This window comes from Pseudomonas moorei, from assembly GCF_042846945.1.
Classification (GTDB): Bacteria; Pseudomonadota; Gammaproteobacteria; order Pseudomonadales; family Pseudomonadaceae; genus Aquipseudomonas; species Aquipseudomonas moorei.
Window position 1 is genome coordinate 664,173 of sequence record NZ_AP035776.1, and the last position, 15,828, is coordinate 680,000.

Below are 15,828 nucleotides of genomic sequence, written 5' to 3' on the forward strand. Positions count from 1 at the left end.
GTTGTCTTGCGACGCTATTGTCTTGCAAGAAAAGCAAAATGGCAGGAACGAGTTCCCGCCAAATTTAGGGGTACAAGAGTCTAAAGAGGATCTTGTCCCCAGTCAAGGCAAGGCCCCGACCTCCCCACTCATCCAACCTCGACAATTTGTCTCGATTCGATGAACGGAGCGACCAGGGCCTTACGCTCATTTACCGCAGAACTCAGTTACCGCTCGAGTTCAGCGCTTCGGTCAGTGCAGCTTCCACTTCACTGGCGCTTACGCGCAACGGCTTGTCTGCATCACGGCGACGCTTACGCTCGCTGTGATAAGCCAGACCGGTACCAGCCGGGATCAGACGACCCACGACCACGTTTTCTTTCAGGCCGCGCAGGTAATCGCGCTTGCCGGTTACCGCCGCTTCGGTCAGTACGCGAGTGGTTTCCTGGAAGGAAGCCGCCGAGATGAACGATTCGGTGGACAACGACGCCTTGGTGATACCCAGCAGAACGCGAGTGAACTTGGAGACAAACTTGTCCTCCGCGCTCAGACGCTCGTTCTCTACCAGTACGTGAGTCAGTTCCATCTGGTCGCCCTTGATGAAACTGGAATCGCCGGATTCAGCGATCTCAACTTTACGCAGCATCTGACGCAGGATGGTCTCGATGTGCTTGTCGTTGATTTTCACGCCTTGCAGACGGTAAACGTCCTGGATCTCGTTGACGATGTACTTGGCCAGCGCACTCACACCCAGCAGACGCAGGATGTCGTGTGGATCGCTTGGGCCGTCGGAGATAACTTCGCCGCGGTTTACCTGTTCGCCTTCAAACACGTTCAGGTGACGCCACTTCGGAATCAGCTCTTCATACGGATCGCTACCGTCGTTCGGAGTGATAACCAGACGGCGCTTGCCTTTGGTCTCTTTACCGAACGCGATGGTGCCGCTGACTTCAGCCAGAATCGACGCTTCTTTCGGACGACGAGCTTCGAACAAGTCGGCAACACGCGGCAGACCACCGGTGATGTCACGGGTCTTCGAAGTTTCTTGCGGGATACGGGCGATAACATCACCGATCGCAATCTTCGCACCGTCCGCTACACCGACCAGGGCGTTGGCTGGCAGGAAGTACTGAGCGATAACGTCAGTGCCTGGCAGCAACAGATCCTTGCCGTTGTCGTCGACCATCTTCACGGCAGGACGGATGTCTTTACCGGCAGCTGGACGATCTTTGGCGTCGAGCACTTCAATGTTGGTCATACCGGTCAATTCGTCAGTCTGACGCTTGATCGTGATGCCTTCTTCCATGCCCACGTAGGTCACGGTACCTTTCATTTCGGTAACGATCGGGTGAGTGTGCGGGTCCCACTTGGCCACGATTGCGCCAGCGTCGACCTTGTCACCTTCTTTAACCGAAATCACGGCACCGTACGGCAGCTTGTAACGCTCGCGCTCACGACCGAAGTCATCAGCGATAGCCAGTTCGCCAGAACGGGACACGGCAACCAGGTGGCCATCCACTCGTTCAACGTGTTTCAGGTTGTGCAGACGGACGGTACCGCCATTCTTCACCTGAACGCTGTCGGCTGCGGAGGTCCGGCTTGCCGCACCACCGATGTGGAACGTACGCATCGTCAGCTGGGTACCCGGCTCACCGATGGACTGGGCAGCGATAACGCCGACTGCTTCACCGATGTTCACCTGGTGACCACGAGCCAGATCGCGGCCGTAGCACTTGGCGCAAATGCCATAGCGGGTTTCACAGCTAATCGGCGAGCGAACGATCACTTCGTCGATGCTGTTGAGTTCGATGAACTCGACCCACTTCTCGTCTACCAGGGTGCCGGCAGGAACGATGACGTCCTCGGTACCTGGCTTGAATACGTCACGGGCGATAACACGACCCAATACGCGCTCACCCAATGGCTCTACAACGTCACCGCCCTCAATGTGCGGAGTCATTACCAGGCCGTGTTCGGTGCCGCAATCGATCTCGGTTACAACCAGATCTTGCGCTACGTCTACCAGACGACGAGTCAGGTAACCGGAGTTAGCTGTTTTCAACGCGGTATCCGCAAGACCCTTACGAGCACCGTGAGTGGAGATGAAGTACTGGAGTACGCTCAAACCTTCACGGAAGTTCGCAGTAATCGGCGTTTCGATGATGGAGCCGTCCGGCTTGGCCATCAGGCCACGCATACCGGCGAGCTGACGGATCTGCGCGGCAGAACCCCGTGCGCCCGAGTCGGCCATCATGTACATCGAGTTGAAGGATTCCTGGTCGACTTCGACGCCATGACGGTCGATGACCTTCTCTTTCGAGAGGTTGGCCATCATCGCCTTGGAAACTTCGTCGTTCGCCTTGGACCAGAGGTCGATCACTTTGTTGTACTTCTCGCCCTGGGTTACCAGGCCGGAGGCGTACTGACTTTCGATCTCTTTAACTTCGTCGGTGGCCGCACCAATGATGCGGGCTTTTTCATCCGGGATAACGAAGTCGTTAACACCGATGGAAACGCCGGAAATGGTCGAATAGGCGAAACCGGTGTACATCAACTGGTCAGCGAAAATCACGGTCTCTTTCAGACCAACCACGCGGTAGCACTGGTTGATCAGCTTGGAGATCGCCTTCTTCTTCATCGGCAGGTTGACGACGTCGTACGACAGACCTTTTGGCACAACCTGGAACAACAGCGCACGGCCGACAGTGGTGTCGACGATACGGGTGTTGGTCACGCTGCCGCCATCACGGTCGTTGACGGTTTCGTTGATCCGCACTTTGACCTTGGCGTGCAGAGCGGCTTCGCCGGCACGGAACACACGGTCAACTTCCTGCAGGTCCGCGAACACACGACCTTCGCCCTTGGCGTTGATCGCTTCACGAGTCATGTAGTACAGACCCAATACAACGTCCTGCGACGGAACGATGATTGGCTCACCGTTGGCTGGCGACAGAATGTTGTTGGTCGACATCATCAACGCACGCGCTTCCAACTGGGCTTCCAGTGTCAGCGGTACGTGCACGGCCATTTGGTCGCCGTCGAAGTCGGCGTTGTACGCGGCGCAGACCAGAGGGTGCAGCTGGATAGCCTTACCTTCGATCAGTACCGGTTCAAACGCCTGGATACCCAGACGGTGAAGGGTCGGTGCACGGTTGAGAAGCACTGGGTGTTCGCGAATCACTTCAGCGAGAACGTCCCAAACTTCTGGCAGCTCGCGCTCGACCATCTTCTTGGCGGCTTTGATGGTGGTCGCGAGACCACGCATTTCCAGCTTGCCGAAAATGAACGGCTTGAACAGCTCGAGAGCCATTTTCTTCGGCAGACCGCACTGGTGCAGACGCAGGGTCGGGCCTACGGTAATTACCGAACGACCCGAGTAGTCAACACGCTTACCGAGCAAGTTCTGACGGAAACGACCTTGCTTACCCTTGATCATGTCAGCCAGGGATTTCAGAGGACGTTTGTTGGAACCAGTGATAGCGCGACCACGACGACCGTTGTCGAGCAATGCATCGACGGCTTCCTGCAACATACGCTTTTCGTTGCGCACGATGATGTCCGGAGCGGACAGATCCAGCAGGCGCTTCAAACGGTTGTTACGGTTGATCACACGACGATACAGATCGTTGAGGTCGGAAGTCGCGAAACGACCGCCATCCAGCGGGACCAGTGGACGCAGATCTGGCGGCAGAACCGGCAGAACGGTCAGCACCATCCACTCTGGCAGGTTGCCAGAACCCTGGAAGGCTTCCATCAACTTCAGACGCTTGGACAGCTTCTTGATCTTGGTTTCGGAGTTGGTTTGCGGAATTTCTTCACGCAGGCGACCAATCTCGTGCTCCAGGTCGATAGCGTGCAGCAGTTCGCGGACAGCTTCGGCACCCATACGGGCATCGAAATCGTCGCCGAACTCTTCCAGCGCTTCGAAATACTGCTCGTCGTTGAGCAGTTGACCTTTTTCAAGGGTAGTCATGCCTGGATCGATAACGACATAGCTCTCGAAGTAGAGAACGCGCTCGATATCACGCAGGGTCATGTCCATCAGCAAGCCGATACGAGACGGCAGCGACTTCAGGAACCAGATGTGGGCAACCGGCGAAGCCAGTTCGATGTGCGCCATGCGCTCACGACGAACTTTTGCCAGCGCTACTTCAACGCCGCACTTCTCGCAGATCACACCGCGGTGCTTCAAGCGCTTGTACTTACCGCACAGGCACTCGTAATCCTTTACCGGGCCAAAGATTTTGGCGCAGAACAGACCGTCACGCTCAGGTTTGAACGTACGGTAGTTGATGGTTTCCGGCTTTTTAACTTCACCGAACGACCACGAACGGATCATCTCAGGCGATGCCAATCCGATACGGATGGCGTCGAACTCTTCGACTTGACCCTGGTTTTTCAGCAAATTCAGTAGGTCTTTCAAGGCCTTTCCTCCTGGCGGAGCAGAGAACGGGCAATCCAGCCCCGCTCTCGATTCGCGTCACGTGTTATTCGGTTTCCAGATCGATATCGATGCCGAGGGAACGAATTTCCTTGATCAACACGTTGAAGGACTCGGGCATGCCCGGCTCCATACGGTGATCGCCGTCCACGATGTTTTTGTACATCTTGGTCCGGCCGTTCACATCGTCCGACTTCACTGTGAGCATTTCTTGCAGAGTGTATGCAGCACCGTATGCTTCCAGTGCCCAGACCTCCATCTCCCCGAAACGCTGACCACCGAACTGCGCCTTACCACCCAGCGGTTGCTGGGTAACCAGGCTGTACGAACCGGTAGAACGAGCGTGCATCTTGTCGTCTACCAAGTGGTTCAGCTTCAGCATGTACATGTAGCCAACGGTAACCGGGCGCTCGAACTTGTTGCCGGTACGGCCATCGGTCAGCTGCATCTGGCCGCTTTCTGGCAGGTCTGCCAGTTTCAGCATGGCCTTGATTTCACTTTCCTTGGCACCGTCGAACACCGGAGTGGCCATCGGTACGCCGCCGCGCAGGTTTTGAGCCAGATCCAGAATTTCCTGGTCCGAGAAGTCATCGAGGCTTTCCTGACGACCGCCGATCTCGTTGTAGATCTCGTGCAGGAATTTACGCAGCTCGGCAACTTTACGCTGCTCTTCAATCATGCGGTTGATCTTCTCGCCCAGACCTTTGGCCGCGAGACCCAGGTGGGTTTCAAGGATCTGACCAACGTTCATACGCGAAGGTACGCCCAACGGGTTGAGGACAACGTCGACCGGGGTGCCATTGGCATCGTGCGGCATGTCTTCAACCGGCATGATCACGGAGACCACACCCTTGTTACCGTGACGACCGGCCATCTTGTCGCCCGGCTGGATGCGACGACGGATTGCCAGGTAAACCTTGACGATTTTCAGCACGCCCGGAGCCAGGTCATCGCCTTGCTGCAGTTTGCGCTTCTTGTCTTCGAACTTGTCATCCAGCAGACGACGACGATCAACGATGTAGGCCTGGGCCTTCTCGAGCTGCTCGTTCAGAGCATCTTCAGCCATGCGCAGCTTGAACCACTGGCCGTGCTCAAGACCGTCGAGTACTTCGTCGGTGATGTCCTGGCCTTTCTTCAGACCGGCGCCGCCTTCGGCTTTGTGGCCGACCAGAGCGGAGCGCAGACGTTCGAAAGTAGCGCCTTCGACGATACGGAACTCTTCGTTGAGGTCCTTGCGGATCTCGTCCAGCTGGGACTTCTCGATCGACAGGGCACGAGCATCACGCTCAACGCCGTCGCGGGTGAAGACCTGTACGTCGATGACAGTACCCTTGGTACCGGTAGGTACGCGCAGGGAGGTGTCTTTAACGTCGCTGGCTTTTTCACCGAAGATCGCACGCAGCAGCTTCTCTTCCGGAGTCAGCTGGGTCTCGCCTTTCGGAGTGACCTTACCAACCAGGATGTCGCCAGCGCCTACTTCAGCACCTACGTAAACGATACCGGCTTCGTCCAGCTTGTTCAGTGCAGCTTCACCCACGTTCGGGATGTCCGCAGTGATTTCCTCTGGGCCAAGCTTGGTATCACGGGCCACACAGGTCAGTTCCTGGATGTGGATCGTGGTGAAACGGTCTTCCTGAACAACACGCTCGGACAGGCAGATGGAGTCTTCGAAGTTGAAGCCGTTCCATGCCATGAACGCGATGCGCATGTTCTGACCCAGTGCCAGTTCACCCATATCGGTGGACGGACCATCGGCCATGATGTCGCTACGCTGAACCCGATCACCTTTACGCACCAGCGGACGCTGGTTGATGCAGGTGTTCTGGTTGGAGCGGGTGTATTTGGTCAGGTTGTAGATGTCGACACCGGCTTCACCGGTTTCAACTTCGTCATCGGCAACACGAACCACGATACGGCTGGCATCGACGGAGTCGATCACGCCGCCACGACGAGCCACGACGCAAACGCCGGAGTCACGGGCTACGTTACGCTCCATACCGGTACCGACCAGCGGCTTGTCAGCACGCAGGGTTGGTACGGCTTGACGCTGCATGTTCGAACCCATCAACGCGCGGTTGGCGTCGTCGTGCTCGAGGAACGGGATCAGCGACGCTGCAACCGAAACTACCTGCTTCGGCGATACGTCCATCAAGGTGACGTCTTCAGGCGCCTTGACGGTGAACTCGTTCAGGTGACGAACAGCTACCAGCTCGTCGATCAGGACTTTTTTGTCGTTCATCGTGGCCGAGGCCTGAGCGATCACGTGATCAGCTTCTTCGATGGCGGACAGGAACACGATCTCGTCGGTGACCAATGCGTCCTTCACCACGCGGTACGGGCTCTCGAGGAAGCCGTACTGGTTGGTGCGCGCATAAGCAGCCAGGGAGTTGATCAGGCCGATGTTCGGACCTTCCGGCGTTTCGATCGGGCAAACACGACCGTAGTGCGTCGGGTGTACGTCACGAACTTCGAAGCCCGCGCGCTCACGAGTCAGACCGCCAGGGCCGAGTGCAGAAACACGGCGCTTGTGGGTGATCTCGGACAGCGGGTTGTTCTGGTCCATGAACTGGGACAGCTGGCTGGAACCGAAGAACTCTTTCACCGCCGCCGCGACAGGCTTGGCGTTGATCAGGTCTTGCGGCATCAGGCCTTCGCTTTCAGCCATCGACAGACGCTCTTTGACCGCACGCTCAACACGTACCAGGCCAACGCGGAACTGGTTCTCGGCCATTTCGCCTACGCAGCGAACACGACGGTTACCCAGGTGGTCGATGTCATCGACGATGCCTTTACCGTTACGGATGTCGACCAGGGTCTTCAGTACCGCGACGATGTCTTCCTTGCACAACACGCCCGAACCTTCGATTTCGGTACGACCGATACGACGGTTGAACTTCATCCGGCCGACCGCAGACAGGTCGTAGCGCTCAGGGCTGAAGAACAGGTTGTTGAACAGGGTTTCGGCAGCGTCTTTGGTTGGCGGCTCGCCAGGACGCATCATGCGATAGATCTCGACCAGCGCTTCGAGTTGGTTGCTGGTGGAGTCGATCTTCAGCGTATCGGAGACGAACGGACCGCAGTCGATATCGTTGGTGTACAGAGTTTCGATGCGAACAACGCCGGCCTTGGCGATTTTCGCCAGGATCTCGGTGTTCAGCTCGGTGTTGCACTCTGCCAGGATTTCACCGGTTGCCGGATGCACGATGACCTTGGCGGTGGTGCGACCCAGGACGTAGTCCAGAGGCACTTCCAGCTCTTTGATCCCTGCTTTTTCCAGCTGGTTGATGTGGCGAGCGGTGATACGACGACCTTGCTCGACAATAACCTTGCCTTTGTCATCCTGGATATCCAGGACCGCAATTTCACCACGCAGGCGCTGAGGCACCAGCTCCAGGCTCAGGCTCTCGCCTTTCACGTGGAATACGTTGGTGGTGTAGAACGCGTCCAGCACTTCTTCGGTGGTATAGCCGAGCGCGCGCAGCAGCACCGATGCAGGCAGCTTGCGACGACGGTCGATACGCACGAATACGCAGTCTTTCGGGTCGAACTCGAAGTCCAGCCACGAACCGCGGTAAGGAATGATGCGCGCGGAGTACAGCAGTTTACCGGAGCTGTGCGTCTTGCCACGGTCGTGGTCGAAGAACACGCCCGGGGAACGGTGCAGCTGGGAAACGATTACACGCTCGGTACCGTTGATTACGAAGGTACCGTTTTCAGTCATCAGGGGGATTTCACCCATGTAGACTTCTTGCTCTTTGATGTCCTTGATCGCTTTGTTCGACGACTCTTTGTCGAAAATGATCAGGCGCACTTTTACCCGCAAAGGTACGGCGTAAGTTACACCGCGCAATACGCATTCTTTGACATCAAATGCCGGTTCGCCCAGGCGATAACCGACGTACTCCAGCGCAGCATTGCCGGAGTAGCTGATGATCGGGAAAACGGATTTGAAGGCCGCATGCAGGCCCACGTCGCGGAACTGATCTTTAGTCGCTCCCGCTTGCAAGAATTCACGATACGAATCCAGCTGGATGGCCAGGAGGTAAGGCACATCCATGACGTCCGGCAACTTGCTAAAGTCCTTGCGGATACGTTTTTTCTCAGTATATGAGTAAGCCATCAGCGTTCCCCAGCTTGGTCACCTGCTTGTTTGGCCCCTCCCGACGGGAGCAGCCAGAAAATCGTGCAAACCCCATGGTTTGCGCCACCACATCGGGTGGTTACAGCTCGTTATCGGCGCCGACCGTGCCGGCTGCCAATAACAGAAAAAGGCCGGTGGCAAGAGCCACCAGCCATCAGCCTGTCGCTTAACGCTCGGGCTGGAAACGCAAAGTCAATGCTTACTTCAGCTCGACTTTAGCGCCTGCTTCTTCCAGAGCTGCTTTGGCTTTGTCAGCTGCGTCTTTGGCAACGCCTTCCAGAACCATTGCAGGAGCACCGTCAACTACAGCCTTGGCTTCTTTCAGGCCCAGACCGGTCAGTTCACGTACAGCCTTGATCACGTTAACTTTCTTCTCGCCAGCTTCGGTCAGCATGACGTTGAATTCAGTTTGTTCTTCAACAACGGCAGCAGCAACAGCTGGACCAGCAGAAGCAGCAGCAGCCGAAACGCCGAACTTCTCTTCCATTGCCTTGATCAGCTCAACGATTTCCATTACGGATTTTTCGCCGATTGCTTCGATGATTTGCTCGTTAGTCAGAGACATGACTATTAATTCCTGTATTGGGGTGACAGCCTACGCGGCCATCGAAATAAACAATAAACGCTGAAAGGAGTCGCTCAGCCTTAGGCTGCAGCAGCTTCTTTCTGGTCGCGAAGGGCCGCCAGAGTACGAGCCAATTTGCTGGTTGCGCCTTGAATCACGCTCATCAGCTGAGAAATTGCTTCGTCACGGGTCGGCAGAGTTGCCAGCACGTCGATTTGGTTAGCTGCGAGGAACTTGCCCTCGAACGCAGCTGCCTTGATCTCGAACTTATCCTGACCTTTTGCGAACTCTTTGAAGATACGGGCAGCAGCGCCCGGATGCTCTTTCGAGAATGCAATCAAGGTAGGGCCGGTGAACACGTCGTTGAGGACACTGTATTCAGTGTCAGCAACAGCGCGCTTGAGCAGGGTGTTACGTACAACACGTACGTAAACGCCAGCTTCACGAGCCTCTTTACGGAGTCCGGTCATCGCGCCTACTGTTACGCCACGGGCATCAGCCACGACAGCGGACAGAGCGACTTTGGCAGCCTCGTTGACTTCAGCGACGATGGCCTTCTTGTCTTCGAGTTTAATTGCCACGGGTTTAACTCCTGCTTGTTACCGTTTCATCCAGTCGAAACCAGATGTAGTTTTGGTGTCTGATTCGGTAAGGAACCGGGAGCACCATCTGCGTAGGCTTGAGGTTTAAGACTTGCGTCGCCTACGGTCTTGGACAGCCCCCGCCAGGCAGGGACCCCAATTTTTCAATTGACGCAATCGCTTACGTCAATCCGCGTCTTACGCGTCCAGCGAGCTCTGGTCGATGACCAGACCTGGGCCCATAGTGGTGCTCAGGGTAACGCGCTTGACGTAAATACCTTTCGAGGAAGCCGGCTTGATACGCTTCAGATCAGCGATCAGGGCTTCAACGTTTTCCTTCAGCTTGACGGCGTCGAAGCCGATCTTGCCAACGGAAGTGTGGATGATGCCGTTTTTGTCGGTGCGATAACGAACCTGACCAGCCTTGGCGTTTTTAACCGCGGTAGCTACGTCTGGAGTTACGGTGCCGACTTTAGGGTTAGGCATCAGACCACGTGGACCGAGGATCTGACCCAGTTGACCTACTACGCGCATGGCATCCGGGGATGCGATCACTACGTCATAGTTCAGGTCGCCGCCTTTCATTTCGGCAGCCAGATCGTCCATACCTACGCGATCAGCGCCGGCAGCCAGAGCAGCTTCAGCAGCTGGACCCTGGGTGAACACGGCAACGCGTACGGTCTTGCCAGTGCCGTGTGGCAGCACAGTAGCGCTACGAACGACCTGGTCGGATTTACGCGGGTCAACGCCCAGGTTTACAGCAACGTCGAACGACTCGCTGAACTTGACAGTCGACAGCTCGGCCAGCAGTGCAGCGGCGTCTACAAAGTTGTAGGCCTTGCCTGCTTCGATTTTGCCGGCGATAGCCTTTTGACGCTTGGTCAGCTTAGCCATTACACACCCTCCACGTTAAGGCCCATGCTACGAGCAGAACCGGCGATAGTACGCACGGCTGCTTCCATATCAGCTGCAGTCAGATCCGCGTTTTTGGTTTTCGCGATTTCTTCCAGCTGAGCACGGGTAACGGTGCCAACCTTAACGGTGTTCGGACGAGCGGAACCGCTGGTCAGACCAGCCGCCTTCTTCAGCAGAACCGAAGCAGGAGTGGATTTGGTTTCGAACGTGAAGCTACGGTCGCTGTAGACAGTGATGATCACTGGAGTCGGCAGACCTGGCTCAAGACCCTGAGTACGGGCGTTGAAAGCTTTGCAGAATTCCATGATGTTCACGCCGTGCTGACCCAGAGCAGGACCAACAGGTGGGCTTGGGTTAGCCTGAGCGGCCTTCACTTGCAGCTTGATGTAAGCGGTAATCTTCTTGGCCATGAGGCACTCCAATTACGGGTTCAAACGCCTCGAAAGGCTCCCCGGTTACTTGCGCGTTTATCCCAGTGACGACAAAACCCCACAGCCTAAGGCTGCGGGGTTGGGATGCTTGCTCAGTTAGACCTTTTCGACCTGACTGAACTCCAACTCTACCGGAGTAGAGCGACCGAAAATGAGCACAGCCACCTGGATGCGACTCTTTTCGTAGTTAACCTCTTCGACCGTGCCGGTAAAGTCAGCAAACGGACCATCGTTGACGCGTACCGACTCGCCCGGCTCGAACAGCGTCTTAGGCTTCGGCTTATCGCTACCATCGGCGACGCGACGCAGAATCGCTTCTGCCTCTTTATCGGTAATCGGTGCTGGCTTATCAGCGGTACCGCCGATAAAACCCATCACCCGAGGAGTATCCTTGACCAAGTGCCAAGTACCCTCATTCATATCCATCTGAACCAGCACGTAACCAGGGAAGAACTTCCGCTCGCTTTTGCGTTTCTGGCCATTACGCATCTCAACCACTTCTTCAGTGGGAACCAGAATTTCGCCGAAGCCATCTTCCATGCCAGCCAGCTTTACACGCTCGATCAACGAACGCATGACATGCTTCTCGTAACCCGAGTAAGCATGCACAACATACCAACGCTTAGCCACGGGACACCCTTAGCCGACAATCAAGGAAACAAGCCAGCCGAGCAGGGAATCAAGCCCCCACAACAGCAACGCCATAACCAGAACAACAGCCACAACGATCAACGTGGTCTGCGTGGTTTCTTGACGAGTTGGCCATACGACTTTACGAATCTCGGTACGCGCTTCCTTGACAAGCACAAAGAAAGACTTGCCCTTGACTGTCTGCAAGCCTACAAAGGCAGCTACAGCAGCAATCACAAGCAAAGCGAGCACACGGTACAGGATCGGCGAAGCAGAGTAATACTGATTGCCAACAACGCCAACAACCACCAAAGCAACTACTACTAGCCACTTGAGCAGATCGAAGCGCGAGCCTTGAGCTTCAGCTTTAGGAGTCATCTATGAAGATCCTGTGAAAAGAAAGCCAGACACACCTGGTGAATCTGGCAGGTCAGGAGGGAATCGAACCCCCAACCTACGGTTTTGGAGACCGTCGCTCTGCCAATTGAGCTACTGACCTAAAACAAAATCAGGCCGACCATTATGCCGGCCCGAAAAAGACTTTACAACACTTTACTCAATGACCTGGACTGCTTCACCTGCGCCGGAGCGAACATCTCACCCTCACGAACAACAAAGCACCATCACCAGCCATTAAAACAAAGGCAGATATTTTCATATCTGCCTTGTCATATGGAGCTCTTGAGCGGATTTGAACCGCTGACCTCACCCTTACCAAGGGTGTGCTCTACCAACTGAGCTACAAGAGCGAAACACTGCGCAAAACCTGCAAACGTGGAGCGGGTAGCGGGAATCGAACCCGCATCATCAGCTTGGAAGGCTGAGGTTCTACCACTAAACTATACCCGCGAGGCTTGCAGCTCTCGCTAAAAATGGTGGAGGGGGAAGGATTCGAACCTTCGAAGTCGTAGACGTCAGATTTACAGTCTGATCCCTTTGGCCGCTCGGGAACCCCTCCTAAGCGAGCCGGCATTCTACATCATGCCAGCCTTCTGTCAAGCACTTTTCTCATAAAAAACCTGAGGTTAGCTGCATTGACCTCGCTTCACACCGCTTACCGCTTTAGGTCTTCGCTGTGGAGCGGGCGCCATTCTATGCAAACTATTCAGTGGGTGCAACCCCCTCACAAGGCATTATTTTATGTTTTAACTCATTGAATTCTTTAGAAAGGTTTTGCAACTGCACATCGTCCAGCCAACGCCTGCTTTCCGGAGCCACTCGAACCCAGTAACCAGCGGCTTCGGAGCTCCCCTTGGGCAATGACTGAAATCTCACATCCATTCCGTTTAACCTGCGCTCAAGCCCCTGAGCCATGTCCTGCCGAGCAAAACCACCTATATAGAGGCAGCCTGCGTCGACCTGTGCAGTTTTTCCTTTATCCCTCGCCGTATCAGGCGCCTCACTCAACAGGCGAATATCCTGCTGCGACCCTCGATACAAACTCAGAGGCGTTACGTCTTTCGCACGCAGAGGGGCTTCCTGTTGATGCCAGATGTAATAGAAGACGTTGAGAACAAGCAAAAGCAGAAACAACCAACGCATAAGGACCTCAGGATAAAGGACACGCCATAGCCAAACCTACGAACACGAGATCCGGAACCACCCTCGCCCGCGGCACAACTCCTGATACCAGGGCCGCATCCCCACCCGTAAGGAACACCACGAACTCTTCCCCCCAATAGCTGCGCGCCAGCTCCATCTGAGTCAGTACAAAGCCTTGAAGCATCAACAAACACCCACGCTCGACTGCTTCAACAGTTGTCCTGCCCGGAACAAGGCTTTCCAATGCCTGCTCTGCAGCGACATCGCCATAGCGAATTTTGCGGGTATGCGTACGAAGTTGATTACGCATCAAGGGCATTCCCGGACAGATAAACCCCCCGAGATGCTCCCCATCCCCGCCAACAAAATCAGCGGTAACAGCCGTGCCAAAATCAAGTACAAGGCACGCACCCGCAGCCAGATGAAATCCACCCAGCATCGCAAGCCAGCGATCAAGCCCCAGACGCTCGAACTCCTCATAACCATTACGAACGCCTGACATCTCGCGAGCTGGAGCAGCACAGACCACCGGTATACAGAATGCGCCCTTAAGCAAAGCAATCAATTCACCGGTCTCTTCTGCAGTCCTGACACTCACTAACCGACAAAATCGGAGTGAGAGCCCCTTCAGCGCGCTCAACCCTTGCAGCAAGGCAATGTCAGAGTCGACAACACCCTCACCCACCACTAACAGAGTGCTCGCATCGAGCACGCGCCACTTGATGAAACTATTCCCACAGTCGAGCTCAAGAATCATTGCGCAACCTCAGACTCAACTCACCGCCACTGAAAACTTTCTCAACACCGGCGACCCTCAAACGCAACGCACCCTGGGCATCGATACCCAGCACTACGCCATCTATTTGGTTAACACCAGCGATCAGTGACACCGCACGCCCTTGCCATAGATGATTTTGCTCCCACTCAGCCTGGACAGCCGAAAATCCACCGGCCTGATGGCGAGCCAGATATCTCTGCAGCATGGAACCGAGCTCCACAACCAGATGATTGCGATCAAACGCCCTGCCCGACTCCAGCCTCATGGACGTCCACTGCTGATCAACCTCATCGGTCACCTGCATGTTCACATTAATTCCAACGCCCAGTACCACATGACAAACGTCGGCAGGATCCCCGACCAGCTCAAGCAGAATTCCGGCAATTTTCTTTTGACCAACCAGGACATCGTTGGGCCACTTCAGCCCCACTCCCGAGATGCCAAGCTCGCGCAAAGCCTGCATAACCGCGAGACCCACAACAAGACTCAAGCCTTCCAACTGACGCATCCCACCATCAATACGCAAAACCAGGCTGTAGTAGATATTTTCAGCGAAGGGGCTAGCCCATTTTCTTCCCCGCCGCCCACGACCCGCTGTCTGACGCTCGGCAAGCACAAGAAAGGGGGCCGCCTGGCCACGATCTATGGCGCGCAGTGCCTCAGCGTTTGTAGAGTCAATAGAATCAAAAACCAGGATGGGCCAGCCACAGGAAGGCATGAGCCGCCCTATCGCCTCAGGATCAAGCAGCGTCAATGGTGCGGCCAATTGATAACCACGCCCTCGAACCTTATGTATGGAAAGACCCAGTTCAGCCTCCAGGTGCTGAAGCTGCTTCCAGACAGCGCTACGGCTGACACCCAGGGCGGCACCCAGGGCTTGCCCCGAATGAAATCGGCCATCTTTAAGAAGCTTTAACAACGTCAGCATGCAAGTCTCGCCTCACAATGAGGCCCGCATGATAGCCACGCCCCGAGCAATTGCATAGAAACCCAAGGAGACAGATTTTCCTGCGGACAAAACAAAACCCCTACCTGCATACGCAGATAGGGGTTTCGGAATTTAATCTTGACGATGACCTACTCTCACATGGGGAAACCCCACACTACCATCGGCGATGCATCGTTTCACTTCTGAGTTCGGGATGGGATCAGGTGGTTCCAATGCTCTATGGTCGTCAAGAAATTCGGGTACCGAACCGTCTTTCGACGCTTCAGCAAATTGGGTATGCGATAGTTTGTGTGTTGTGCGAACTTTCGGTTCATTGCGTCTTCACACACCGCAATCTGGCTTTTAAGCGCAAATTGCTTGGGTGTTATATGGTCAAGCCTCACGGGCAATTAGTATTGGTTAGCTCAACGCCTCACAGCGCTTACACACCCAACCTATCAACGTCGTAGTCTTCGACGGCCCTTCAGGGAACTCAAGGTTCCAGTGAGATCTCATCTTGAGGCTAGTTTCCCGCTTAGATGCTTTCAGCGGTTATCTATTCCGAACATAGCTACCCGGCAATGCCACTGGCGTGACAACCGGAACACCAGAGGTTCGTCCACTCCGGTCCTCTCGTACTAGGAGCAGCCCCTCTCAAATCTCAAACGTCCACGGCAGATAGGGACCGAACTGTCTCACGACGTTCTAAACCCAGCTCGCGTACCACTTTAAATGGCGAACAGCCATACCCTTGGGACCGGCTTCAGCCCCAGGATGTGATGAGCCGACATCGAGGTGCCAAACACCGCCGTCGATATGAACTCTTGGGCGGTATCAGCCTGTTATCCCCGGAGTACCTTTTATCCGTTGAGCGATGGCCCTTCCATACAGAACCAC

The 15,828-nt window shown here is 55.4% G+C and carries 11 protein-coding genes, 4 tRNA genes and 2 rRNA genes (1 of these 17 cut by a window edge); all 17 read right to left on the reverse strand.

What is annotated here, in order from left to right; translation table 11 throughout:
* Positions 1-202: 202 nt before the first annotated feature.
* A complete protein-coding gene (rpoC, locus tag ACGJAX_RS03250; protein WP_047534044.1) occupies positions 203-4,402 on the reverse strand; it encodes a DNA-directed RNA polymerase subunit beta' in 4,200 nt (1,399 codons plus the stop codon).
* 64 nt (positions 4,403-4,466) lie between these two features.
* Positions 4,467-8,540 (reverse strand): DNA-directed RNA polymerase subunit beta, encoded by a 4,074-nt coding sequence (gene rpoB, locus ACGJAX_RS03255; protein WP_130211429.1) that lies wholly within the window; start codon positions 8,538-8,540, stop codon positions 4,467-4,469.
* Positions 8,541-8,760: 220 nt separating this feature from the next.
* Entirely contained in the window at positions 8,761-9,126 is a 366-nt protein-coding gene (rplL, locus tag ACGJAX_RS03260) for a 50S ribosomal protein L7/L12 (RefSeq protein ID WP_090325646.1), read from the reverse strand.
* Positions 9,127-9,206: 80 nt separating this feature from the next.
* Complete coding sequence (gene rplJ, locus ACGJAX_RS03265) at positions 9,207-9,707, reverse strand: 50S ribosomal protein L10 (protein ID WP_007933724.1); 501 nt, start codon at positions 9,705-9,707, stop codon at positions 9,207-9,209.
* Positions 9,708-9,905: 198 nt separating this feature from the next.
* The gene (gene rplA, locus ACGJAX_RS03270) at positions 9,906-10,601 is read right to left on the reverse strand and encodes a 50S ribosomal protein L1 (protein WP_003186095.1); all 696 of its coding nucleotides are present in this window, start codon (positions 10,599-10,601) and stop codon (positions 9,906-9,908) included.
* Entirely contained in the window at positions 10,601-11,032 is a 432-nt protein-coding gene (gene rplK, locus ACGJAX_RS03275) for a 50S ribosomal protein L11 (RefSeq protein ID WP_007933726.1), read from the reverse strand. Before rplK ends, rplA begins: the two co-directional genes overlap by 1 nt.
* A 117-nt stretch (positions 11,033-11,149) precedes the next feature.
* Positions 11,150-11,683 carry a transcription termination/antitermination protein NusG gene (gene nusG, locus ACGJAX_RS03280; RefSeq protein WP_007933727.1) on the reverse strand — a complete coding sequence of 178 codons (534 nt, stop codon included), beginning with the start codon at positions 11,681-11,683 and terminating at the stop codon, positions 11,150-11,152.
* Positions 11,684-11,692: 9 nt separating this feature from the next.
* Complete coding sequence (secE, locus tag ACGJAX_RS03285; protein ID WP_007896620.1) at positions 11,693-12,061, reverse strand: preprotein translocase subunit SecE; 369 nt, start codon at positions 12,059-12,061, stop codon at positions 11,693-11,695.
* 45 nt (positions 12,062-12,106) lie between these two features.
* Positions 12,107-12,182: transfer RNA gene (locus ACGJAX_RS03290), tRNA-Trp, on the reverse strand.
* Between the two features lie 174 nt (positions 12,183-12,356).
* Positions 12,357-12,432 (reverse strand) — tRNA-Thr (locus tag ACGJAX_RS03295).
* A gap of 26 nt (positions 12,433-12,458) precedes the next feature.
* Positions 12,459-12,532: transfer RNA gene (locus ACGJAX_RS03300), tRNA-Gly, on the reverse strand.
* A 24-nt stretch (positions 12,533-12,556) separates the two neighbouring features.
* Positions 12,557-12,641: transfer RNA gene (locus tag ACGJAX_RS03305), tRNA-Tyr, on the reverse strand.
* 143 nt (positions 12,642-12,784) lie between these two features.
* Positions 12,785-13,225 (reverse strand): hypothetical protein, encoded by a 441-nt coding sequence (locus ACGJAX_RS03310; protein WP_247254545.1) that lies wholly within the window; start codon positions 13,223-13,225, stop codon positions 12,785-12,787.
* A 7-nt stretch (positions 13,226-13,232) separates the two neighbouring features.
* On the reverse strand, positions 13,233-13,982 hold the full coding sequence (locus ACGJAX_RS03315; RefSeq protein ID WP_390957396.1) for a pantothenate kinase: 750 nt from the start codon (positions 13,980-13,982) through the stop codon (positions 13,233-13,235).
* Positions 13,972-14,931 (reverse strand): bifunctional biotin--[acetyl-CoA-carboxylase] ligase/biotin operon repressor BirA, encoded by a 960-nt coding sequence (gene birA, locus ACGJAX_RS03320; protein WP_390957397.1) that lies wholly within the window; start codon positions 14,929-14,931, stop codon positions 13,972-13,974. The genes ACGJAX_RS03315 and birA overlap by 11 nt, the downstream gene beginning before the upstream one ends.
* Before the next feature lie 136 nt (positions 14,932-15,067).
* Positions 15,068-15,183, reverse strand: a 5S ribosomal RNA gene (rrf, locus tag ACGJAX_RS03325).
* A gap of 137 nt (positions 15,184-15,320) precedes the next feature.
* Positions 15,321-15,828 (reverse strand): 23S ribosomal RNA (locus ACGJAX_RS03330); it runs 2,382 nt beyond the window's last position.

Excerpts from the sequence above, each read along its gene's own strand:
- rpoB (WP_130211429.1), bottom strand. The coding sequence starts at position 8,540 with ATGGCTTACTCATATACTGAGAAAAAACGTATCCGCAAGGACTTTAGC.
- rplL (WP_090325646.1), bottom strand. The coding sequence starts at position 9,126 with ATGTCTCTGACTAACGAGCAAATCATCGAAGCAATCGGCGAAAAATCC.
- rplA (WP_003186095.1), bottom strand. The coding sequence starts at position 10,601 with ATGGCTAAGCTGACCAAGCGTCAAAAGGCTATCGCCGGCAAAATCGAA.
- rplK (WP_007933726.1), bottom strand. The coding sequence starts at position 11,032 with ATGGCCAAGAAGATTACCGCTTACATCAAGCTGCAAGTGAAGGCCGCT.
- secE (WP_007896620.1), bottom strand. The coding sequence starts at position 12,061 with ATGACTCCTAAAGCTGAAGCTCAAGGCTCGCGCTTCGATCTGCTCAAG.
- ACGJAX_RS03310 (WP_247254545.1), bottom strand. The coding sequence starts at position 13,225 with ATGCGTTGGTTGTTTCTGCTTTTGCTTGTTCTCAACGTCTTCTATTAC.
- ACGJAX_RS03315 (WP_390957396.1), bottom strand. The coding sequence starts at position 13,982 with ATGATTCTTGAGCTCGACTGTGGGAATAGTTTCATCAAGTGGCGCGTG.
- birA (WP_390957397.1), bottom strand. The coding sequence starts at position 14,931 with ATGCTGACGTTGTTAAAGCTTCTTAAAGATGGCCGATTTCATTCGGGG.